We start from the raw sequence: 19,144 nt of genomic DNA on the forward strand, positions 1-19,144 counted from the left end.
GTCAAGGCGCGGCTTCACATCGGAACGATCGTGCTACGCATTGTCGCGTTCGCGAAATGAAACCTTCGCAATTGCGTCAGCTTTGCTCGGTCTTGTTCTTGGCGGCGCGGTCCGATGCCGCGGTTTCGCCGCCGCCGACACTCATCCGATTGAGGCACAGCCGCATGCCCTGCGTCGGCACCGGGGCGCGCTTGGAGCTCAGCGTGCGCGAATTGACGCCCATCCAGGAGATCTCCGACGACAAACGCCCATATTCGATCTTGGGGCAGCGGTTCATCACCACCTTGATACCGACCGATTCCGCCTTCAGCGCCTCCGCATCGTCGCGCGCACCCAACTGCATCCAGATCACCATCGGCAGCGGATCGAGCGTGAGGGCTTCCTCGACCACCGGCATGATGTGGCTGGAGTTGCGGAAAATGTCGATCATGTCGACGGGACGGCCGATGTCGGACAGCGAGGCGACGAAGGGTTTTCCGAGCAGCTCCTTGCCGACATGGCCGGGATTGACCGGAATCATGTCGTAGCCGCGCTGGGCCAGATATTTGAACGCGAAATAGCTCGGCCGCACGTTGGCAGGCGAGGCGCCGACCATCGCGATCGACTTCACGTTGTTGAGGATGCCCCGGATGTAATTGTCGGGATAGGCGTCGTGGTTCATTGGCTCATCTTTTTGCTGTCATTGCGAGGAGCGAAGCGACGAAGCAATCCAGTCTGTCTCCGAGAAGAGATCTCTGGATTGCTTCGCTTCGCTCGCAATGACGAATCACTCGTCCCGCCATGTCGGCGTGCGCTTCTCAATGAAGGCGCCGATGCCTTCCTCGGCGTCTCGCGCCATCATGTTCTCGGTCATCACCTCTGCCGCATAGCGATAGGCCTCTGCAAGGCTCATCTCGGCCTGGCGGTAGAACGCCTCCTTGCCGAGCTTGACGGTATAGGCGGATTTCAGCGCGACCTGTTCGGCGAGCGCGATCGCGGCATCCCGCTCGGTGCCGGCGGCGACGACACGATTGACGAGCCCAATCTCGCGGGCGCGTGCGGCCGGGATCGGCTCGCCCGTCAGCAGCATCTCCATCGCCTGCTTGCGCGGCACGTTGCGCGACAGCGCCACCATCGGCGTCGAGCAGAACAGGCCGATGTCGACGCCGGGAGTGGCGAAGTGTGCTGCTTCCGAGGCGATCGCGAGATCGCAGCTTGCCACGAGCTGGCAGCCGGCGGCGGTCGCGATGCCCTGGACCGATGCGACCACGGGCTTGGGGAGGTGCACGATCGCCTGCATCATCGCGCTGCAGGCGGTCATCATCTCGGCGAAGAAGGCCCGGCCGCGATCCGGGTCAGTGCGGCGCGCAGTCAGCTCCTTCATATCGTGGCCGGCGGAGAAGGCGGGACCGTTGGCCGCGATCACGACCCCGCGGACAGCTTTGTCGTCGCGGATCTCGTTGAGCTCAGCATGCAGGCTTGCGATCATCGTCGCCGACAGGCTGTTGCGTGCGGCCGGGCGGTTGAGGGTCAGGACCGCGATGGGGCCCACGGTCTCGCGCAGCAGAATCGGTGGTTGCGGGGCGGGGGCGCGGGCGGCCTGGACGGACATCAAAGCGTTTCCGGTTGGATTATTGCGATTGGATGACGCAGATAACTTAATGTAACAGGGGACGTGAAGCGAGGGTGAGGGGTAGCATGGCGTTAGCGAAAATGAGCGTGGCGGAGCTCGAGCAGTTCCTCCGCAACGAGTTTCCCCAGGCCTTCAGCGGCGACGACATCACAATCGAGAGCGCCGACGGTCAGGCCTGCCTTTTGCGTCAGCGCTATAGCGAAAAGATGCTGCGGCCGGGCGGAACCGTGTCCGGCCCGACGCTGATGGCGCTCGCCGATTTCGCGATGTACGTGGTGCTGTTGTCCGCGATCGGGCCGATCGGGCTCGCCGTGACCACCAATCTCAACATCAACTTCCTGCGCAAGGGGCAGCCCGGGCAGGACGTGCTGGCGGAGGCGCGGCTGCTCAAGCTCGGCAAGCGCCTCGCGGTCGGTGAGGTGAAACTGTTGTCCGGTACCTCGCCCGATCCCATTGCGCATGTCACCTCGACCTATTCCATTCCAAACGTTTGAGCTTTTTGCAGGTACTTTAATACCATATTTGTAAGCGATTGATATTGCACATGTAAATTGCGCCTTGGGGCATTGACCGCGGCGCCCCTGTTCTCTAGAAATCCGCCCAGTCCGGTGCGGTGTTCGCGCCGATGCTCCCCGTCCACGGAAACTCTGACATGAAAACCTTTTCGGCAAAGCCGGCTGAGGTGACGAAGAAGTGGGTATTGATCGACGCCAAGGGTCTGGTCGTCGGCCGTCTCGCCACCATCGTCGCCATGCGCCTGCGCGGCAAGCACCTCCCGACCTACACCCCGCACGTTGATTGCGGCGACAACATCATCATCATCAACGCGCAGTATGCGGTTCTCACCGGCCGCAAGCGCGAGCAGAAGACCTATTACAAGCACACCGGTTACGTCGGCCACATCAAGGAGCGCACCGCGCGCCAGATTCTCGAGGGCAAGCATCCCGAGCGCGTGCTCGAGAAGGCCGTCGAGCGCATGATCCCGCGTGGTCCGCTCGGTCGCGTCCAGATGGGCAATCTCCGCGTCTACGGCGGCGCCGATCATCCGCACGAGGCCCAGACGCCCGAGAAGATCGACATCGCCAAGTTGAACCGCAAGAACACGAGGGCCGCATAACATGGCCGAATCCATCCAGTCGCTCGACCAGCTCTCGCAGCTCAAGACGGCGGCCGCGCCCGACGCGCCCAAGCACGAGAAGAAGGTCGACAAGTTCAACCGCGCCTACGCCACCGGCAAGCGCAAGGACGCGGTCGCCCGCGTCTGGATCAAGCCGGGCGCCGGCAAGGTCACGGTCAACGCGCGCGAGGTCGAGGTCTATTTCGCTCGTCCCGTGCTGCGCATGATGATCGAGCAGCCGTTCTCCGTGGCCGCGCGGTCCGGCCAGTATGACGTGATCTGCACCGTCGCCGGCGGCGGTCTGTCCGGCCAGGCCGGTGCCGTCCGTCACGGCATCTCCAAGGCGCTGACCTATTTCGAGCCGGAGCTGCGCACCGTGCTCAAGAAGGGTGGCTTCCTCACCCGCGACTCCCGCGTGGTCGAGCGTAAGAAGTACGGCAAGGCCAAGGCCCGCCGGTCCTTCCAGTTCTCGAAGCGTTAATCGCTTCGGTCGCATTCGCCGCGAAAGCGGCTTCAATGAGATGCAAAAGGGCGCTGATTTCAGCGCCCTTTTTGCTGTTCGTTTGTATGCAAATTGATGGCGTGTTTCCTGAAAACTTGGGCCCGCATGAAAACCTGAATGGAACCCGCGAGACATAGCGTCGCATTTGGAAGGGCGCGCAAATCGGCTGAGCCGGTCGCGTAACTGCTATGTCTAGAAGGGGGCCGACATGATGTCGCTCGATAGCATCACGCTCTATTTGGTCGCCACCATGGTCGCCGCACTGCTCGGCGCCATGATGGTGTTTTTCGGAAGGCAGGAGAACAGCCCTGCGCTGAAATGGTGGGGCACCGCCTATCTGCTCGGCGCCGCGTCGGTGGCGCTCTGGACGGCGGCCGGCGACAGACTGGGCCCGCATCTTTACCTTGCGCTGAACGCGGTCGGCTTCGTCGCCTGCGGCATGGTGTGGAATGCGGCGCGCGTCTTCCACGGCCGCAAGCCGAACTGGCCGGGCCTCCTGGTCGGCGCGCTCGCCTGGGCCGCTGCAGCGACGCTGCTCGATCCCACCGCGTCCATGCTGCGCATGATCGTCGGCGCCGGCATCGTCTCGGTCTATGCGGCGCTGACCGCGAGCGAGCTCTGGGTCGAGCGGCGCAAGAGCCTGCAACGGCGCTGGCCGGCCTTCGTTGTCCCGGTGATGCACGGCTGCGTCTTGATGCTGCCGATCCTGCTCGGCAGCTTCCTGCGCCCGAACGATGCCGGCTTCTCCACCAGCATCTGGGTCACCGTGTTCGCGGTCGAGCTCGTGCTTTATGCCGTCGGCACCGTGTTCGTGATCTTCATGCTGGTGTCCGAGCGCACCGTCACCGCGCACCGGACCGCCGCGTCCACCGATCCGCTGACCGGCATGCTCAACCGCCGCGGCTTCTCGGAAGCCTGCGGACGCGTGATCGAGCGCGAGGCCAAGGCCGGCCGTCCCGTGACGGTGATGATCTTCGACATCGATCATTTCAAGTCGATCAACGACCGCTTCGGCCATCCCGCCGGCGACGAGATGCTGAAATTGTTCTCGACCGTCGTGGTCAGCAATCTGCGCATCAGCGACATGTCGGGTCGCATCGGCGGCGAGGAGTTCGCGGCCCTCCTGCCGTGTTCGCTCGAGGAGGGCGTGCTGGTCGCCGAGCGCGTGCGCGAGGCCTTCGAGACCTCCGGCGTCGTCGTCGATGAGGGGCCCGTCGACACCACCGTCAGCATCGGCGTCGCGGGCGGTCCGGCCGGCACCGAGCTCGAAGTGTTGCTCGCCTCGGCCGACACCGCGCTTTACCAGGCCAAGCGCGGCGGCCGTAACCGCGTCGAGGCGGCGGAGGAGCTGCCGCTGTCGCTGGAGAACTGGCGCCGCCAGAGCGCCGCGCGGATCGGCGGGTCCAACACGCAGTCCAAGGCGCAGACGGCGACCGCCTAGGCAAAGGAGGCCTCGCGGTAATCCCCTGTTTACCATTCGATCCCTACCATTGCGGGCATGGAATCGATCCGTCGACAGAACCCGCAGACCGCCTTGATGTCGCTCGAAGCCGCGGCGACTTCGGCACGCGGCGGCTTCGCGTGCCTGTTCTCGACCGCGGACGAATACGAGAGCGCGCTGATTACCGAACGCCGTGCCCAGGGGCGCTACACGCAAGGCCGCAATTACTGGTCGCTCGCTCTATTCGCCGGTTGTGCGCTCATGGTGGCGGGCACCGTTTTGCTGCTCGCCTGAGTGATCTGCATTTTTGGACCGGGCAGGGCGCCGTTTCGGCGCCTTTTTCTTTGTCGCGGGCTGCGGTAGACACGCCGATCGAACAAAAATGGGTGGAAACAGATGATCACCGAGATCGCGCAAATCGACGTCAAGCCGGGCAGCGAGAAGGACTTTGAGGCCGCCGTCACCAAGGCCAGGGCCGCTTTCGGCCGCTCCAAGGGCTTTCATGGTTTCGAGCTGCACAAGTCGATCGAGAAGCCGCAGCGCTATCGTCTGATGGTGAAGTGGGAGACGCTCGAGAGCCATACCGTCGATTTCCGCGGCTCCGAGAATTTCACCGAATGGCGCGGCCTCGTCGGCCAGTATTTTGCGGCACCCCCCGAGGTAGAGCACACCGAAACCGTGCTCACCACCTGAGGCGGCTCAGGCTGCCTCTGCCAGAGGCGGCGCTTCATACGTCTTGAAATGGTCGATCACGACCTTGGCGATGGCGACAAGCGGCAGCGCCAGCGCCAGGCCCCAGATTCCGAACACGACGCCGAGCAGGATCTGGAACGCGAACAGCGTGGCCGGCGGAATGTCCAGTGCCTGCCGCTGAAGGATCGGCGTCAGCACATAGCTCTCCATGGCGTGCACGCCCATGAAGAGGAGAAAGGCCGACAGCGCCGGAATCCATCCCGAGGCGAGGCTCGCCAGCACGACCACGACGCCGGCGATGATGGCGCCGACGGTCGGGATGAAGGCGAGCAGGCCTGCCTGGATCCCCAGGATGAACGAGCCGGGGATGCCGATCACGACGAGCCCGATCCAGGTCACCACGCCGACCGCAAGCATCACGACGATCTGCGCGATCAGCCAGCGCTCCAGCGTCTCGCCGATGCCGTCGATGATGAGGGTGATGCGGGCGCGATGCCTGGCCGGCGCGAGAAACAACAGGCCGTCATGATAGACGGCGGGCTGGGCGGCGAAGGCGAGCCCCAGGAACAGCACGATGAAGATGTTGCCGACCGCGCTGATGGTGCCTAGCAGCAGCTTGAAGGTCTGGCTCACGATCGCCCCGCCGCTCGAGGCCAACGCGCCCGCGCCCGGCAATCCGCCGTGCGAGCCCGAGTTCGGCGCCGGCGCCGGCGTCGCATCGGTGGAGGCTGCGGGTGCGGCGTTGCCGAGATCGAAGAAGCTGGTGTCGATCCCATGGCTTTCGAGGAAGGACCGGACGTTGGTGATCTGCGATTTGATCGTCTTGCTCAGCAGCGAGGCCTGCTCGGCAATGGTGGCGCCGCCGAGATAGGCAACGCCCGCAAGCATCACGGCCAGCGCGGCACAGACGATCGCGAGCCGGACCGCGTGGGGCAGGTGCACGCGGCGGCCGAGCGCGTTGGTCAGCGCGTTGAGACCGACGCCGAGCAGCATTCCGGTGAAGATCAGGAGCAGGGTGGCGGCAAAATACCAGGTGAAGACCAGCATTGCCGTGAACAGCACGATTCCAATGCCCCCGACCGAGATCGCCCAGGCCAGATCGGTGCGGGTCCGGGGCCGTTCATCTGCGGGAATGGTCACATCGGGTCCTTTTCAGCGCGGTGCGCCGTACTCTTTCGACAAACGCGATCCGGATCAAGACCGCGTCAAGGCGATGGTTTGACGCTGCCGCGTGAACGGTGCAGAGCGATGAGGAAAGAAAGGTGTGGGCGCTTGAGTTTCATCAGCAAGTGGGCCGGTCTGCTCGGCCTTCTGGCCGTGCTCGTGATAGGCGACCAGATCCGGATCAACCGGCCCGGTCACAAATATCGCCTCGCGGTCGAGGTGACGACGCCTGACGGGATCAGGACCAGGTCGGGCATTCTGTCCGTCGTGCCCGATCGCGGCTACAGCCGGGGCGGCCGCACCACGATGCGCGGCGAGGCTGTGTTCGTCGACCTCGGCCGGGGAAAGAATGTGGTGGCATTGCTCGCGCATCAGCAGGGCGCGAAGCTCGATCTCGACGACATCAACTATGTCGCGCTCCGCGCTTATGGCGCCGCGCGCGGCAACCGCGTCTCGTTCAACGAGCTCAATCGGCAGACCGGCGTCGTCGCGGTGCAGGGGGACCTAGTGCCCGTGCTCGTGAGCTTTGGCGATGCCCGCGACCCTGCGACCGCGCGCCTTGTCGCCGGCGACCATGCGGAGGCGGTCCTGGGCGACGGCTATGCACTCCGTGGCCTTACCGCCGAAATGGTGCCCAACGGGCTCTGGCCGATTGATTTCGGTGGCGTGCTCGGGGAGTCCGTGACGCGCGGAATCGAGACGAAACTGCCCTGGCTGGCCGCGCCGGGCGACGCGGCGGCGACCGCGCTGAAGGCCGCCGGCCTGCCCCTCGGCGGCGCGATCGAGGCCCGGGAGGCATTTGCGCGAAAATAGCATTGCCGTCCCGCGTACCCTTCTGTTGAATTTGTTCCATCCCAGGGGCATGTTCGGAGAATCTTCTTCGGCGAGAGGTCTGAACGGGAGATGAGAAAGCCGGTCGTCGGCGTGATCGGGAACGCCCATCGCGTTGAAAATCGATTTCAGGTCCAGATGGTCGGCGAACGTAATCTGCGCGCCGTGGCCGAGGTTTCCGGCGGCCTGCCGGTGATGTTCGCGGGCTCGCCCGACATCACCGATATCGGCGCGCTGCTCGATACCGTCGACGGCATCGTGCTCACCGGCGCCCGCGCCAACGTGCATCCGACTCGCTTCAACGTCGATCCCTGCGAAAGGCACGAGCCCTACGACATCCACCGCGACGAGGTCGCGCTGGCGCTCTCGGTCGCCTGCGTTGCCCGCGGTATCCCGCTGTTCGGCATCTGCCGGGGCCTCCAGGAGATGAACGTCGCCTTCGGCGGCTCGCTGCATCCCGAGATCCGCGAAATCCCGGGCCGCATGAACCATCGCATGCCGAGGCTCGAGAACGGTGAGATCCATCCCGATCCGACAGTGGTGTTCGCCGATCGTCACGACGTCGATCTGACGCCGGGCGGCGCGTTCGCCGAATTGCTCGGCTGTGACAAGATCAGGGTCAATTCGCTGCACGGCCAGGGCATCCTCGATCCCGGCAAGCGCGTGCTGATCGAGGGCATTGCCGAGGACGGCACCATCGAGGCGATCCGCATCGCCGACGCCAAGGCCTTTGCGCTCGGGGTGCAATGGCACGCCGAATACGACCCGCAGCACAATCCGATCAACCGGAAACTGTTCGAGGCCTTTGGTGAAGCGATGGTCGCGCGGCAGAAGGCGGCGGCATAGGCGGCCGCGCAGGTGAGAGGACGTAGGGCGCGCCCTCGCCGCACCGTCCAGTTCGCTTTCGAAATTGGAAACTGCATCCCGATGATACGCACCGTCGCCACCACGACCCTCATCCTGCTCGCGTCCCCCGCATTCGCCCAATCTTCCCCGCCGCAGGAAGGCCCGATCACCTGCGCTTCGCCGATTGCGCCTGATGATACCGAGCGAAGCCTGAAACAGCGCTTCGGCAAGGATGCCGTGGTGCAGGACCTGCCGGGCGCCGAAGGCGAAAAATACCGGGGCCTCGTGCTGTTCCCGAAGGCGAAGGACCGCCGCATCGAGGTCGCCTTCACCGACGACAAGGCCATGCGCGCCTCCGGTTTGACTTTGCGCGACGCCGGCAAGACCAGTCTCTGGAGCGTCAATGGCGTCACGATCGGATCGAGCCTCGCCGACGTGCAGAAGGCCAATGGCAAGCCGTTCCTGGTCAGCGGCTTCGAATGGGACTATGGCGGCTTCGTCACCGACTGGAAGGGCGGCGCACTCGGCCGTCCACTGCAAGGCGGCTGCACCGTCACGATCCGCTTCGGCAAGAATGCCGGTGCGCCCAAATCGCTGATGGGTGACGGCGTGAAGGCGGCATCCGACAACGCGACGCTGGTGAAATGGGCGCCGGTGGTGACGGAGATCGGGGTGAACTTTCCGGACAAGTGAAGCCGCGGGGAATGGCGAGAGCGGCGTTCCAGCCCGTTATGCCGCCCGCTCCATCCGTCGCGCGCGATAGGCCTGCGGCGACATCAGGGTGAGCTTGCGGAACGCCTTGCGAAAGCTGCTCTCGTCCTCGTAGCCGGCCGCGCGCGCAATGGTCTTGACCGGCTGCATCGTCGTCTCCAGCAGCGTGCGGGCGTGCTCGACGCGGCGACGCATGATGAAGGCCTGAGGCGGCTCGCGGGTGAGCTCCTGAAACTTCCGGTTCAGCGTGCGCTCGCTGAGGCCGAGCGCGTCGGCGAGGCGCTTGACCGTCATCGGACGCTTTCCGGTGCGTCGCACCAGCAGGTCCGCCTGGGTCAGCAGCGGGTCCTGCGAGAGCAGATAGCCGACGGGCATGAAGATCGATTGGGTGCGCTGCGCGGTGTCGATGACGACGTAGTCCGCGCATAGTTTTGCGATCTCCTTGCCGTCGACCATCTCGATCAGCCTGAGCAGGAGGTCGACCCACGACATCGGTCCGGCCGCGCAGACGATGCGGTCCGCGGTGGTGATGACAGCGTCGGCAGCGAGGTCGATGGCGGGATGACGCTGCCGCAGCTCGCTTTGCAGCCACCAGGTGATGGTGGCGCGGCGGTTGTCGAGCAGGCCGGCGCCGGCCAGCAGGAACACGCCGCTGCAGAACGCGCCGATCAGCCGTCCGTTCGCGTGCTGCTGCCGCAGCCAGGCGCCGGCCCGGGCATATTGCGGCTGCAGACGCTCGGCCGTGACGTGATAGACGAGATTGCCCGGGACGAGGATCGCGTCAAAGCGACCGCGTTTGCCAATGGCGCCGTCGACCGCGACCATCTGGCCGCCGCCGGCGCGCACGGCGTTGCCATCGAGCGAAAGCGTATGCCAGGCGAAGCCGGGTTTGGCGCCGCTCTGCTGCATCACGTGGTTGGCGAGCGACAGGATGTCGGCGACGCCCGAGATCGCCGAATGCATGCAGCCTTCCATCGCCAATATTGCGAGCTTCATGGGACCTCCAGACAGGACACGGCGATCCTAGCCGATCGGCGCGCGGGCGCCATGGCGGAAATTGCCCGATCTCTGTCTTATCCGCCACTGCCGTCTCCGGCAGGTCCGGTTCAATCTCTCAACCGTCGTCACACGACCTGATTGGAGAGAGACATGCCTTACGTCACCATTTCCACCGTTCGCGGCATCCTGGATGTCGCGCAGAAAAAAGCACTGCTCGAGCGCGTCACCGACCTCCTGGTCGAGGTCGAAGGGCAGGGCAACCCGGAATTCCGCCGCAACGTCTGGGTCAGGATCGAGGAGCAGGAGCCCTCGCATTGGTCGCTCGGCGGCATGCAGCCGACGCCGGAGATCATAGCCGGCACGTTCGGCGCGATCGGGACGGATGGGGTGCGGATCGCGACGTCAAAGGCGTAGTCGAGAGGGTGAGGCGAAGTCCATGCGGGTCTTAAAGCTGCATAGACTTCGTCTTGCTAGCCGCGTCATCGGCCGCGGGCGCGGTCTTGACGCGATGTTCCCAATATGGGAATATCATTTCGTGAGGATCATCAAACAATCCACGCTGGCTAAATTCGCCGCGGCAAACCCCAAAGCGAAGCCCGCGATCGTCCGATGGGTCAAGCTCGTCAGGGCCGCCGGATGGGCTTCGATGAATGAGATCCAGACGACAGTACCAGGTGTGGTCGTTCTGAACGGCGAGCGGGCGCGTTTTGAAATCGCAGGCGGCAATTTTCGCCTGATCGTGGCCTTCGCGTTCAAGCACCAGATTGCGTTCATCAAATTCATCGGTACGCATGCAGAATACGACAAGATCGATGCGTTGACGGTTGCGATGTACTGAGGGAAGAACCATGGAGATCCATCCCATTCGGACAGAGGCGGACTACGATGCTGCTGTCGCTGAAATCGAACGGCTCTGGGGGGCGGAGCCCGGGACTGATGATGGCGACAAGCTCGATATTCTTGCAACGCTCGTCGAGAAGTACGAGACCTCACATTGGCCGATCGATGTGTCGCGTCTCGACCCGATCGATATGCTGAACTATCTGATCGACGAGGGCGGACACACTCAAGCAGAACTCGCGGAGCTATTGGGATCGCGCTCGCGTGCTTCCGAGATTTTGAACAGAAGACGCGCGCTGACGGTCGAAATGATCTTTCGGATCAGCGAGGCGTGGAAAGTGCCTGCCGAATTGCTGGTCAAGCCGTATCGTCTGAAAGCCGCTTAGCCTGCGGGGGCGGGTTCGCGGAAAAACCGATGCATCGAACGACCTGCTAATACGAAAAGGCGCCTCCTTTCGGAAGCGCCTTTTGCTTGTCGCATTAAGTTCGAGCCTGCTTAGCCCGAATAGTACATTTCGAACTCGACGGGGTGCGGGGTCATCTCGAAGCGGGCGACTTCGGTCATCTTCAGCTCGATATAAGCGTCGATGAAGTCGTCGTCGAACACGCCGCCGTTCTTGAGGAAGCCGCGGTCCTTGTCGAGGTTTTCCAGCGCCTCGCGCAAGCTGCCGCACACCGTCGGAATCTGCTTCAGCTCTTCCTTCGGCAGATCGTAGAGGTCCTTGTCCATCGCCGGACCCGGATCGATCTTGTTCTTGATGCCGTCGAGGCCCGCCATCAGCATCGCGGCGAAGCCGAGATAGGGATTGGCGAGCGGATCGGGGAAGCGCACCTCGACACGCTTGGCCTTCGGCGAAGCGGTGTAGGGGATGCGGCAGGAGGCCGAGCGGTTGCGCGCGGAATAGGCGAGCAGCACGGGCGCCTCATAGCCCGGGACCAGACGCTTGTAGGAGTTGGTCGACGGGTTGGTGAAGGCGTTGATCGCCTTGGCGTGCTTGATGATGCCGCCGATGTAGTGGAGGCAGGTCTCCGACAGGTCGGCGTATTTGTTGCCGGCGAACACCGGCTTGCCGTCCTTCCAGATCGACTGGTGCACGTGCATGCCCGAGCCGTTGTCGCCGAACACCGGCTTCGGCATGAAGGTGGCGGTCTTGCCGTAGATGTGGGCGACCTGGTGGATGCAGTATTTGTAGATCTGCATGTGGTCGGCCATCAGCGTCAGCGTGTCGAACTTCATGCCGAGCTCGTGCTGGGCGGAGGCGACTTCGTGATGGTGCTTCTCGACCTTGACGCCCATCTTGGCCATGGCGCCGAGCATCTCCGAGCGCATGTCCTGCACGGAGTCCTGCGGCGGCACCGGGAAGTAGCCGCCCTTGGTACGGACACGATGGCCGAGATTGCCGCCTTCGTATTCGGTGTCGGAGTTGGTCGGTAGCTCCGAGGAGTCGAGACGGAAGCCGGTGCTGTAGGGGTTGGCGGAGAAGCGCACGTCGTCGAACACGAAGAACTCGGCTTCGGGACCGACGTACACGGTGTCGCCAACGCCCATCGACTTCACCATCGCCTCGGCCTTCTTGGCGATGCCGCGGGGATCGCGGTTGTAGGGCTCGCCGGTGGTCGGCTCGAGCACGTCGCAGGTGATGACCATGGTGGTCTCGGCGAAGAACGGATCGATCGTCGCGGTCACCGGATCGGGCATCAGACACATGTCGGACTCGTTGATCGCCTTCCAGCCGGCGATCGAGGAGCCGTCGAACATCGTTCCTTCGGCGAAAATATCTTCATCGATCATGCTGATGTCGAAGGTGACGTGCTGCCACTTGCCGCGCGGATCGGTGAAGCGCAGGTCGACGTATTTGACGTCGTTGTCCTTGATCGATTTCAGGACGTCTTTGGCGGTCTTCATGCATACCCCTTTTGGCTCTGCGGGTCGGTTTCCAAGCTTCAAGCGACCGTGTTCACGCTTCTTGAGGCGCGCGAGGCACAAACAAAATGAGGCCGCCGAAGCAGCCTATTTCTTGTCAGAATGTCGCAAAATGCGGGATAGCACCCGGCTCAGATAGCGTCCAGCCCGGATTCGCCGGTTCGGATGCGGATCGCCTCTTCGATGTTGGAGACGAAGATCTTGCCGTCGCCGATGCGCCCGGTTTGCGCGGCGCGGCGGATTGCGTCGATGGCGCGCTCGACCAGATCGTCGCCGATGACGATCTCGATCTTCACCTTGGGCAGGAAGTCGACGATGTATTCTGCGCCGCGGTACAGCTCGGCGTGACCCTTCTGGCGGCCAAAGCCCTTGGCTTCGGTGACGGTGATGCCCTGAAGGCCGACTTCCTGAAGCGCTTCCTTCACCTCGTCGAGCTTGAATGGCTTGATGATGGCTTCGATTTTCTTCACTGCGCGCCTCCCGGCCTTTCGAACAAATAGCAACGTCTTCGTCAGGATGCGCTTTTCTTAACGCACGATCTTGTCTTCGCTATGCCGGGATCCCTGACCTGTCCGGCAACAACGGCCGGCCACACCCTGATAAATGCCAGTGAGCACGACGAACCGAAGCGGCTTCCGCGAAAGCAGGGTCTATGCCAAGTTGCAAATGCCCTGATTATTGGAGCGTTATCAGCCTTTTAACGTGCAGCTCTGATAGGTGGCGCCGACCCGCCTAAAATACCGCAGACTACGAAATAGGCAAACGGTTCAATATCTGTGCAAATCACTGTTCCGTCGGATGGCCCGGTGCGGAACGTGCCTCTTGAAAAGGCTTTTGGACAGGGAAGTGGCATGGAAGTTCTGACCAACGCCGAAATGCAGCGCGCCGACCAGCTCAGCATTGCGGCAGGCACCCCCGGCTTCAAGCTGATGCTCAGCGCCGGCCAGGCGGTCGCGGAGGCCGCCAACGCGCTGGTGGAGGAGGGGCCGATCCTGATCGTGGCCGGCCCGGGCAACAATGGCGGTGACGGTTTTGTCGCAGCCGCCGAGCTCGCCGCCCAGGGCCGCGAGGTCTCGGTGATCCTGATGTGCGAGCGCGACCAGCTCCAGGGCGATGCGGCCTCGGCCGCGCGGGGCTGGAAGCACCCGCTGCTTCCCTTCAACCCGCAGGCGATCGGGCGGCCGGCGCTGATCATCGATGCGCTGTTCGGCGCGGGCCTCAGCCGTCCCGTCGATGGCGAGGCGCGTGAGATGATCGAGGCGATCAACGCCAACGGTGCGCAAGTACTCGCGGTCGACCTGCCGAGCGGCATCAACGGCACCAGCGCGGCCGTGCTGGGCTTGGCGGTGAACGCCACCGAGACCGTCACCTTCTTCCGCAAGAAGCCGGCGCATCTGCTGCTGCCGGGGCGCATGCATTGCGGCCACGTCCGTGTCGCCGACATCGGCATCGACGCGCAGGTGCTGGACGAGATCGCGCCGCGGATTTTTGAGAACGATCCGGACTTCTGGGGCGCGGCCTTTCCGGTGCCGCACATCGACGGCCACAAATACGCGCGAGGCCATGTGCTGGCGGTCTCGGGCGATGTGGCGGCGACCGGTGCGGCGCGGCTCGCCGCGCGCGGGGCACTACGCGCCGGCGCGGGCCTGGTGACTTTGGCCACGCCGCGTGATGCGCTCGCGATCAATGCGGCTGCGCTTACCGCGGTGATGGTTCGCCCCGTCGATACCGCGATCGAGTTCGGCGAGCTGCTCGGCGACAAGCGTTACAACACCTGCATCATCGGCCCCGGCGCCGGCGTCGGCGAGCGCACCTGCGATCTCGTCCACACGGCGCTCAACGCGCAGCGGCATCTGGTGCTCGACGCGGATGCGCTGACGAGCTTTGCCGCGAATCCCGAGCGCCTGTTCGAATCGATCAAGACGTCGCAGGACAAGGCGGTGGTGCTGACGCCGCACGAGGGCGAGTTCCCACGGCTGTTCTCCGACCTCAGCAATAAATATCCGGGACGCTCGAAGATCGAACGCGTGCGTGCCGCCGCCGAACGTTCCGGCGCCGTCGTGCTGCTGAAGGGCCCGGACACCACGATCGCCGCGCCCGACGGCCGCGCCACCATCGCCGCCAACGCACCGCCCTGGCTCGCCACCGCGGGCGCCGGCGACGTGCTGGCCGGCATCGTCGCAGGGCTGCTGGCGCAAGGTGTGCCGGCATTCGAAGCCGCCAGCATCGCCGTGTGGATGCATGGCGAAGCGGGGAGCGAGGCGGGGCCGGGCCTCATCGCGGAGGATCTCACCGAGACGCTGCCAGCCGTGCACCGGCGGATCTATCATGCGCTCGGAGTGGATTACTGAGCCCTCACTCCACCGCGTACCAGCGCACCAGCCGCGGTGCGGCCCAATCGGTTACGACGGATTCGATCAGCCATCGTCCGGGAGAGGCCGCAGCGAATGCGATGCGCTGGGTCTGGCCGGGTTCAACCGCGAGTGTGTCGAGCCAATAGGGCTTCCAGCCGTCGTCGAGCTTGTCGAGCAGGCGGAAATGGTGGCCGTGGAGGTGGAAGGCGGTGGCGACGGGTGCGGGGTTCTTGAGCGCCAGCACGACCGTGCGGCCGGCCTTGGTGCGAAAGGCGGGGGCGGAGGACGTCGAGAAGTTTGCGGGCCGTATCCACCCGGCGTCGGCTGCCCCGAGCGCGACATCGAACCGCAGGGCGCCTCTCAGATCGAGGCGGTCGGGTAGGTCATTCGAAGGGAGCGGCTGTGGTGGCAACAGCGGCGCACGCCGCTCAAGCTTGCCGGAGACCGTCAGGCGGCCGACCTGGCGCGCCTCCTTGCCGTCATGCAGCAGGAATGCGGCCGATGTGGCCGTATCCACAAGCGTGTCGGCACGTCCGCCGGGGGCCAGCACCAGCGCGCCGTTGCGGGCCGGGAACGGCTCGGCCGGCTGTCCGTCCAGGGCCATCACCTGGACCTCGTGACTTTCCAATTTGATCGCCAGAACAGAACGTTGCGAGCCATTGATAAAGCGCAGCCGGAGCCGCTCATTGGCCGCGGCTGAGAGTTCGAATGAAGTCCTGCCGTTGATTGTATAGAGGGGGGAGGTGTCCTTCGGGTCCCGGCCCGGGGCAAGCGCGGTCCCATCCGGCCGCAGCCGCCATTCCTCGATCAAGATGACCACGTCGCGATCGGCGGCGACCGGGTTGGTCTCGGCGGCTATGAGCGGAAGCGGGCGCGCAGGCTGCTTCAGGCCGTCCTCGAAGAGCCGGAAGTCGGCGAGCAGGGTTCCCGCGTTTGGCACTGAAATGATTGATGTTTCCGTCGCATCCGGTGCAGTCGGGGCGCGTCCCCGAAGCGGGTCGGCCGCGGCCGGGCCGCCAAGGCCGTACCAGACTGGTGCAAGCGGGACAGGCAGGCCGTTGCGGAACACCACCTCACAGCGGTCGCCACGCTTGAGACGGACATCCCCCAGATGGCTGACGGCGGCCAGCTCCCAGACGGGTGTAGGCGGCTGATCCGGCCTCAGAGCCAGCGCTGCTGGCCTCGCCTGAAGCGCGAGCTGGGCGGTCACGAGCGGGACCGCGCCGCCCCCCATCAGCCCGGCTGCCGAGGCTCCGAGTCCGGCCAAAACCTCGCGCCTCGTCGGGTCGGAGATCATCGTTTTCATGGCCGATCCGGACCACGCCGTGCTGGATAAGTCCAGCCGTCGTGCCTAGTTGAAGCCTGCCTCTATCGGGCCATTTTTTTGCTGCGAACAGGCGGGCACATGCTATAAGCCCGCCGCCCGCGGCATCGCGGCCGGTCTTGATGCAAATTTACGCGGGCGTGGCGGAACTGGTAGACGCGCTGGATTTAGGTTCCAGTGACGAAAGTTGTGGGGGTTCGAGTCCCTCCGCCCGCACCAAGCGCTTTCAGCGTTTGCACGGATTACGCGATCTGCTCCCGCGCGGATGTTTGTCCGCCGGAAGCCGGTCCGATGAACCACCGGCGTTGAGGCGTTCGCCTCGCGCCGGATCGATTAATGACAGCGTCCCGACGCATGCGCGCCGGGACCGAACGAGAAGAAGATTGGACACCATGCAGGTCACAGAAACCCTCTCGGAAGGTTTGAAGCGCGAGTTCAAGATCAGCGTTCCCGCGTCTGATCTCGACGCCAAGGCCGGTGCCAAGCTCGTCGACCTCAAGGACAAGGTCCGCATCAACGGCTTCCGTCCCGGCAAGGTGCCCGTCACGCACCTCAAGAAGGTCTATGGCCGCTCGGTGATGGCCGAGACCATCGACCAGACCATCCGCGACACCAACACGCAGCTGTTCTCCGAGCGCGGCTTCCGCCTTGCGACCGAACCGAAGATCACCATGCCGACCGAGCAGGCCGAGGTCGAGGAGCTGCTCAACGGCAAATCCGATCTGACCTACACGGTTGCGATCGAAGTGGTGCCGTCGATCGCGCTCGCCGACTTCAAGACCTTCGAGGTCGAGAAGCCCGTCGCCGAAGTCACTGACGCCGACGTCGACGAGGCGATCAAGCGCATCGCCGATTCGAACCGCGGCTATGCCGCGAAGGGCGAGGGCGCCAAGGCCGAGTCGGGTGATCGCGTCACCGTCGCCTTCAAGGGTACCATCAACGGCGAACCCTTCGAGGGCGGCGCCGGCGAGGGCATCCAGGTCGTGATCGGATCCAACACCTTCATCCCCGGCTTCGAAGAGCAGCTCACCGGCATCGCCACCAACGAGACCCGCACGCTGAAGGTGGCGTTCCCCAAGAACTACATGAACGACAAGCTCGCCGGCCAGCCGGCCGAGTTCGAGACCACCGCGACGCTGATCGAGGCGCCGCAGGATATCGCGATCGACGACGAGTTCGCCAAGACGCTCGGCCTCGAATCGCTGGACAAGCTCAAGGAAGCGGCGCGCGAGCGGCTGGTTGCCGAGTTCGCGACCGCGACGCGCCAGCGCGTCAAGCGCGCGCTGCTCGACCGCCTCGACGAGGCTCATCGCTTCGAGGCTCCGCCCTCGCTGGTCGACGAGGAGTTCAATCTGATGTGGAACTCGGTGAAGGCCGAGATGGATTCCGCCGGCAAGACCTTCGCCGACGAAGACACCACTGAAGACGTCGCCAAGGAAGAGTACCGCAAGATCGCCGACCGCCGCGTGCGGCTCGGCCTCGTGCTCTCCGAGATCGGCGAGAAGAACAAGATCAGCGTCACCGACGACGAGGTCGGCCGTGCCGTGATCGAGCGGGCGCGCTCGATGCCGGGCCGCGAGAAGGAGGTCTGGGACTATTACCGCAGCAACGCCCAAGCGTTGGCCCAGCTTCGTGCACCGATCTATGAGGACAAGGTCGTCGACTTCATCCTCGAGCTCGCCAACGTGACCGAGAAGAAGGTCTCGCGCGACGATCTCTACAAGGACGACGAGGCGGAAAAGACCGCCGCCTGAGGGCCCCAGGAGGGCCTTTAGGACAGCCTTGCATTAAGGATGATCAGCGAAGAGGTCGAGCTAGCCAGGTGGCCGGCTGGGCCTCTTTGTACGAATCAGCTTCAACTGCCCTACGGATTAAGCCTTAATTCGCTCCGCACTTGTCAGGCGCGAATTGGGCTATATCTGTCGCTACGCCTTCTGCTTCCATCAAGTCCTTCTGCCAAGTTCCTGCATCACGGGACGTCCATCGGCCTTCCGGCAGATCCAGCCCCGACTGGCAGCCGGGACTGGCGATGTCCGCCTCTTCAAAACCCTAGGTGACTCATGCGCGATCCGGTTGAAACCTACATGAACCTCGTGCCCATGGTGGTCGAGCAGACCAACCGTGGCGAGCGCGCCTACGACATTTTCTCGCGCCTTCTGAAAGAACGCATCATCTTCCTGACCGGGCCGGTCGAGGACGGCATGTCGACGCTGATCGTCGCACAGCTGTTGTTCCTTGAGGCGGAAAATCCGAAGAAGGAGATCTCGATGTACATCAACTCGCCCGGCGGCGTGGTGACGTCGGGCCTCGCGATCTACGACACCATGCAGTTCATTCGCCCGCCGGTCTCGACGCTGTGCACGGGCCAGGCCGCCTCGATGGGTTCGCTGCTGCTCTGCGCCGGCGAGAAGGACATGCGCTTCTCGCTGCCGAACGCGCGCATCATGGTGCATCAGCCCTCCGGCGGCTTCCAGGGCCAGGCCACCGACATCATGCTGCACGCCCAGGAAATCCTGAACCTGAAGAAGCGGCTCAACGAGATCTACGTGAAGCACACCGGCCAGACCTACAAGGCGATCGAGGACGCGCTGGAACGCGACAAGTTCCTGACCGCGAGCGACGCCAAGGAGTTCGGCCTGGTCGACAAGGTCATCGACAAGCGTGCCGAAGAGGCCGCGTCGGCGAAGACCCCGTAGCACTACTGTGGCGGCAATCCCTCTGGGATCGCCGGCACTATCAGGGAGCGTTCACGTTAAGAACACGTGCGCGCGTCGCAAAACGCAGTT

22 protein-coding genes and 1 tRNA gene are annotated in these 19,144 nt (G+C 64.2%); 16 read left to right on the forward strand and 7 right to left on the reverse strand.

Annotated features, from left to right (window positions below; genetic code table 11):
• Positions 1-76 precede the first annotated feature (76 nt).
• The gene (locus tag C7G41_RS24380; protein ID WP_106944914.1) at positions 77-661 is read right to left on the reverse strand and encodes a CoA-binding protein; all 585 of its coding nucleotides are present in this window, start codon (positions 659-661) and stop codon (positions 77-79) included.
• A 105-nt stretch (positions 662-766) separates the two neighbouring features.
• Complete coding sequence (locus C7G41_RS24385) at positions 767-1,591, reverse strand: enoyl-CoA hydratase (protein ID WP_106944915.1); 825 nt, start codon at positions 1,589-1,591, stop codon at positions 767-769.
• A gap of 86 nt (positions 1,592-1,677) precedes the next feature.
• Here C7G41_RS24385 and C7G41_RS24390 point away from each other — a divergent pair, with 86 nt between their 5' ends.
• From C7G41_RS24390 to C7G41_RS24415, 6 genes are all read left to right on the forward strand, one after another.
• Positions 1,678-2,106 (forward strand): PaaI family thioesterase, encoded by a 429-nt coding sequence (locus C7G41_RS24390; RefSeq protein WP_007603483.1) that lies wholly within the window; start codon positions 1,678-1,680, stop codon positions 2,104-2,106.
• Between the two features lie 158 nt (positions 2,107-2,264).
• Entirely contained in the window at positions 2,265-2,729 is a 465-nt protein-coding gene (rplM, locus tag C7G41_RS24395) for a 50S ribosomal protein L13 (RefSeq protein WP_007603484.1), read from the forward strand.
• Between the two features lies 1 nt (position 2,730).
• Positions 2,731-3,210, forward strand: a complete 480-nt coding sequence (rpsI, locus tag C7G41_RS24400) for a 30S ribosomal protein S9 (RefSeq protein WP_007603485.1) — start codon at positions 2,731-2,733, stop codon at positions 3,208-3,210.
• A gap of 229 nt (positions 3,211-3,439) precedes the next feature.
• Positions 3,440-4,672, forward strand: a complete 1,233-nt coding sequence (locus tag C7G41_RS24405; protein ID WP_106944916.1) for a diguanylate cyclase — start codon at positions 3,440-3,442, stop codon at positions 4,670-4,672.
• 57 nt (positions 4,673-4,729) lie between these two features.
• Positions 4,730-4,966, forward strand: coding sequence for a hypothetical protein (locus C7G41_RS24410; RefSeq protein WP_106944917.1), 237 nt, complete (start codon positions 4,730-4,732; stop codon positions 4,964-4,966).
• Between the two features lie 102 nt (positions 4,967-5,068).
• The gene (locus tag C7G41_RS24415) at positions 5,069-5,365 is read left to right on the forward strand and encodes an antibiotic biosynthesis monooxygenase (RefSeq protein WP_106944918.1); all 297 of its coding nucleotides are present in this window, start codon (positions 5,069-5,071) and stop codon (positions 5,363-5,365) included.
• Between the two features lie 6 nt (positions 5,366-5,371).
• Here the strand turns inward: C7G41_RS24415 and C7G41_RS24420 are convergent, their stop codons facing one another.
• The gene (locus C7G41_RS24420) at positions 5,372-6,505 is read right to left on the reverse strand and encodes an AI-2E family transporter (protein WP_106944919.1); all 1,134 of its coding nucleotides are present in this window, start codon (positions 6,503-6,505) and stop codon (positions 5,372-5,374) included.
• Positions 6,506-6,637: 132 nt separating this feature from the next.
• Between C7G41_RS24420 and C7G41_RS24425 the strand changes: the two genes are divergently transcribed.
• The 3 genes from C7G41_RS24425 (at position 6,638) to C7G41_RS24435 (ending at position 8,899) form a co-directional block, all read left to right on the forward strand.
• Positions 6,638-7,342: a hypothetical protein gene (locus C7G41_RS24425; RefSeq protein WP_106944920.1), complete on the forward strand. Its 705-nt coding sequence runs from the start codon at positions 6,638-6,640 to the stop codon at positions 7,340-7,342.
• A gap of 90 nt (positions 7,343-7,432) precedes the next feature.
• A complete protein-coding gene (locus tag C7G41_RS24430; protein WP_106944921.1) occupies positions 7,433-8,206 on the forward strand; it encodes a gamma-glutamyl-gamma-aminobutyrate hydrolase family protein in 774 nt (257 codons plus the stop codon).
• Between the two features lie 81 nt (positions 8,207-8,287).
• Entirely contained in the window at positions 8,288-8,899 is a 612-nt protein-coding gene (locus C7G41_RS24435; protein ID WP_106944922.1) for a hypothetical protein, read from the forward strand.
• 36 nt (positions 8,900-8,935) lie between these two features.
• Here the strand turns inward: C7G41_RS24435 and C7G41_RS24440 are convergent, their stop codons facing one another.
• Positions 8,936-9,913: a GlxA family transcriptional regulator gene (locus C7G41_RS24440; protein WP_106944923.1), complete on the reverse strand. Its 978-nt coding sequence runs from the start codon at positions 9,911-9,913 to the stop codon at positions 8,936-8,938.
• A 153-nt stretch (positions 9,914-10,066) separates the two neighbouring features.
• Here C7G41_RS24440 and C7G41_RS24445 point away from each other — a divergent pair, with 153 nt between their 5' ends.
• Genes C7G41_RS24445 through C7G41_RS24455 form a run of 3 tightly spaced genes read left to right on the forward strand, consistent with a single transcriptional unit; the run spans position 10,067 to position 11,142 of the window.
• Complete coding sequence (locus C7G41_RS24445; RefSeq protein ID WP_106944924.1) at positions 10,067-10,330, forward strand: tautomerase family protein; 264 nt, start codon at positions 10,067-10,069, stop codon at positions 10,328-10,330.
• 22 nt (positions 10,331-10,352) lie between these two features.
• Positions 10,353-10,754 carry a type II toxin-antitoxin system HigB family toxin gene (locus tag C7G41_RS24450; RefSeq protein ID WP_245446672.1) on the forward strand — a complete coding sequence of 134 codons (402 nt, stop codon included), beginning with the start codon at positions 10,353-10,355 and terminating at the stop codon, positions 10,752-10,754.
• Between the two features lie 10 nt (positions 10,755-10,764).
• On the forward strand, positions 10,765-11,142 hold the full coding sequence (locus tag C7G41_RS24455) for a type II toxin-antitoxin system HigA family antitoxin (protein ID WP_106944926.1): 378 nt from the start codon (positions 10,765-10,767) through the stop codon (positions 11,140-11,142).
• Between the two features lie 110 nt (positions 11,143-11,252).
• On the opposite strand, the gene glnA is transcribed toward C7G41_RS24455, so the two are convergent.
• On the reverse strand, positions 11,253-12,662 hold the full coding sequence (gene glnA, locus C7G41_RS24460; RefSeq protein WP_106944927.1) for a type I glutamate--ammonia ligase: 1,410 nt from the start codon (positions 12,660-12,662) through the stop codon (positions 11,253-11,255).
• A gap of 149 nt (positions 12,663-12,811) precedes the next feature.
• The gene (locus C7G41_RS24465) at positions 12,812-13,150 is read right to left on the reverse strand and encodes a P-II family nitrogen regulator (protein ID WP_007603495.1); all 339 of its coding nucleotides are present in this window, start codon (positions 13,148-13,150) and stop codon (positions 12,812-12,814) included.
• A 381-nt stretch (positions 13,151-13,531) separates the two neighbouring features.
• On the opposite strand from C7G41_RS24465, the gene C7G41_RS24470 reads away from it, so the two are divergent.
• The gene (locus C7G41_RS24470; RefSeq protein ID WP_199198580.1) at positions 13,532-15,031 is read left to right on the forward strand and encodes an NAD(P)H-hydrate dehydratase; all 1,500 of its coding nucleotides are present in this window, start codon (positions 13,532-13,534) and stop codon (positions 15,029-15,031) included.
• 4 nt (positions 15,032-15,035) lie between these two features.
• On the opposite strand, the gene C7G41_RS24475 is transcribed toward C7G41_RS24470, so the two are convergent.
• Positions 15,036-16,340, reverse strand: coding sequence for a multicopper oxidase family protein (locus tag C7G41_RS24475; protein WP_106944928.1), 1,305 nt, complete (start codon positions 16,338-16,340; stop codon positions 15,036-15,038).
• A gap of 152 nt (positions 16,341-16,492) precedes the next feature.
• On the opposite strand from C7G41_RS24475, the gene C7G41_RS24480 reads away from it, so the two are divergent.
• From C7G41_RS24480 to C7G41_RS24490, 3 genes are all read left to right on the forward strand, one after another.
• Positions 16,493-16,577, forward strand: a tRNA-Leu gene (locus C7G41_RS24480).
• Between the two features lie 173 nt (positions 16,578-16,750).
• Entirely contained in the window at positions 16,751-18,112 is a 1,362-nt protein-coding gene (gene tig / locus C7G41_RS24485; RefSeq protein ID WP_106944929.1) for a trigger factor, read from the forward strand.
• Positions 18,113-18,418: 306 nt separating this feature from the next.
• Entirely contained in the window at positions 18,419-19,054 is a 636-nt protein-coding gene (locus tag C7G41_RS24490) for an ATP-dependent Clp protease proteolytic subunit (protein WP_106944930.1), read from the forward strand.
• The last annotated feature ends 90 nt before the right edge of the window (positions 19,055-19,144 follow it).

The sequence above is a fragment of the Bradyrhizobium sp. MOS002 genome, from assembly GCF_003020115.1.
Lineage (GTDB): Bacteria > Pseudomonadota > Alphaproteobacteria > Rhizobiales > Xanthobacteraceae > Bradyrhizobium.

Excerpts from the sequence above, each read along its gene's own strand:
- C7G41_RS24380 (WP_106944914.1), bottom strand. The coding sequence starts at position 661 with ATGAACCACGACGCCTATCCCGACAATTACATCCGGGGCATCCTCAAC.
- C7G41_RS24385 (WP_106944915.1), bottom strand. The coding sequence starts at position 1,591 with ATGTCCGTCCAGGCCGCCCGCGCCCCCGCCCCGCAACCACCGATTCTG.
- C7G41_RS24390 (WP_007603483.1), top strand. The coding sequence starts at position 1,678 with ATGGCGTTAGCGAAAATGAGCGTGGCGGAGCTCGAGCAGTTCCTCCGC.
- rplM (WP_007603484.1), top strand. The coding sequence starts at position 2,265 with ATGAAAACCTTTTCGGCAAAGCCGGCTGAGGTGACGAAGAAGTGGGTA.
- rpsI (WP_007603485.1), top strand. The coding sequence starts at position 2,731 with ATGGCCGAATCCATCCAGTCGCTCGACCAGCTCTCGCAGCTCAAGACG.
- C7G41_RS24405 (WP_106944916.1), top strand. The coding sequence starts at position 3,440 with ATGATGTCGCTCGATAGCATCACGCTCTATTTGGTCGCCACCATGGTC.
- C7G41_RS24410 (WP_106944917.1), top strand. The coding sequence starts at position 4,730 with ATGGAATCGATCCGTCGACAGAACCCGCAGACCGCCTTGATGTCGCTC.
- C7G41_RS24415 (WP_106944918.1), top strand. The coding sequence starts at position 5,069 with ATGATCACCGAGATCGCGCAAATCGACGTCAAGCCGGGCAGCGAGAAG.
- C7G41_RS24430 (WP_106944921.1), top strand. The coding sequence starts at position 7,433 with ATGAGAAAGCCGGTCGTCGGCGTGATCGGGAACGCCCATCGCGTTGAA.
- C7G41_RS24435 (WP_106944922.1), top strand. The coding sequence starts at position 8,288 with ATGATACGCACCGTCGCCACCACGACCCTCATCCTGCTCGCGTCCCCC.
- C7G41_RS24440 (WP_106944923.1), bottom strand. The coding sequence starts at position 9,913 with ATGAAGCTCGCAATATTGGCGATGGAAGGCTGCATGCATTCGGCGATC.
- C7G41_RS24445 (WP_106944924.1), top strand. The coding sequence starts at position 10,067 with ATGCCTTACGTCACCATTTCCACCGTTCGCGGCATCCTGGATGTCGCG.
- C7G41_RS24450 (WP_245446672.1), top strand. The coding sequence starts at position 10,353 with ATGCGGGTCTTAAAGCTGCATAGACTTCGTCTTGCTAGCCGCGTCATC.
- C7G41_RS24455 (WP_106944926.1), top strand. The coding sequence starts at position 10,765 with ATGGAGATCCATCCCATTCGGACAGAGGCGGACTACGATGCTGCTGTC.
- glnA (WP_106944927.1), bottom strand. The coding sequence starts at position 12,662 with ATGAAGACCGCCAAAGACGTCCTGAAATCGATCAAGGACAACGACGTC.
- C7G41_RS24470 (WP_199198580.1), top strand. The coding sequence starts at position 13,532 with ATGGAAGTTCTGACCAACGCCGAAATGCAGCGCGCCGACCAGCTCAGC.
- C7G41_RS24475 (WP_106944928.1), bottom strand. The coding sequence starts at position 16,340 with ATGAAAACGATGATCTCCGACCCGACGAGGCGCGAGGTTTTGGCCGGA.
- tig (WP_106944929.1), top strand. The coding sequence starts at position 16,751 with ATGCAGGTCACAGAAACCCTCTCGGAAGGTTTGAAGCGCGAGTTCAAG.
- C7G41_RS24490 (WP_106944930.1), top strand. The coding sequence starts at position 18,419 with ATGCGCGATCCGGTTGAAACCTACATGAACCTCGTGCCCATGGTGGTC.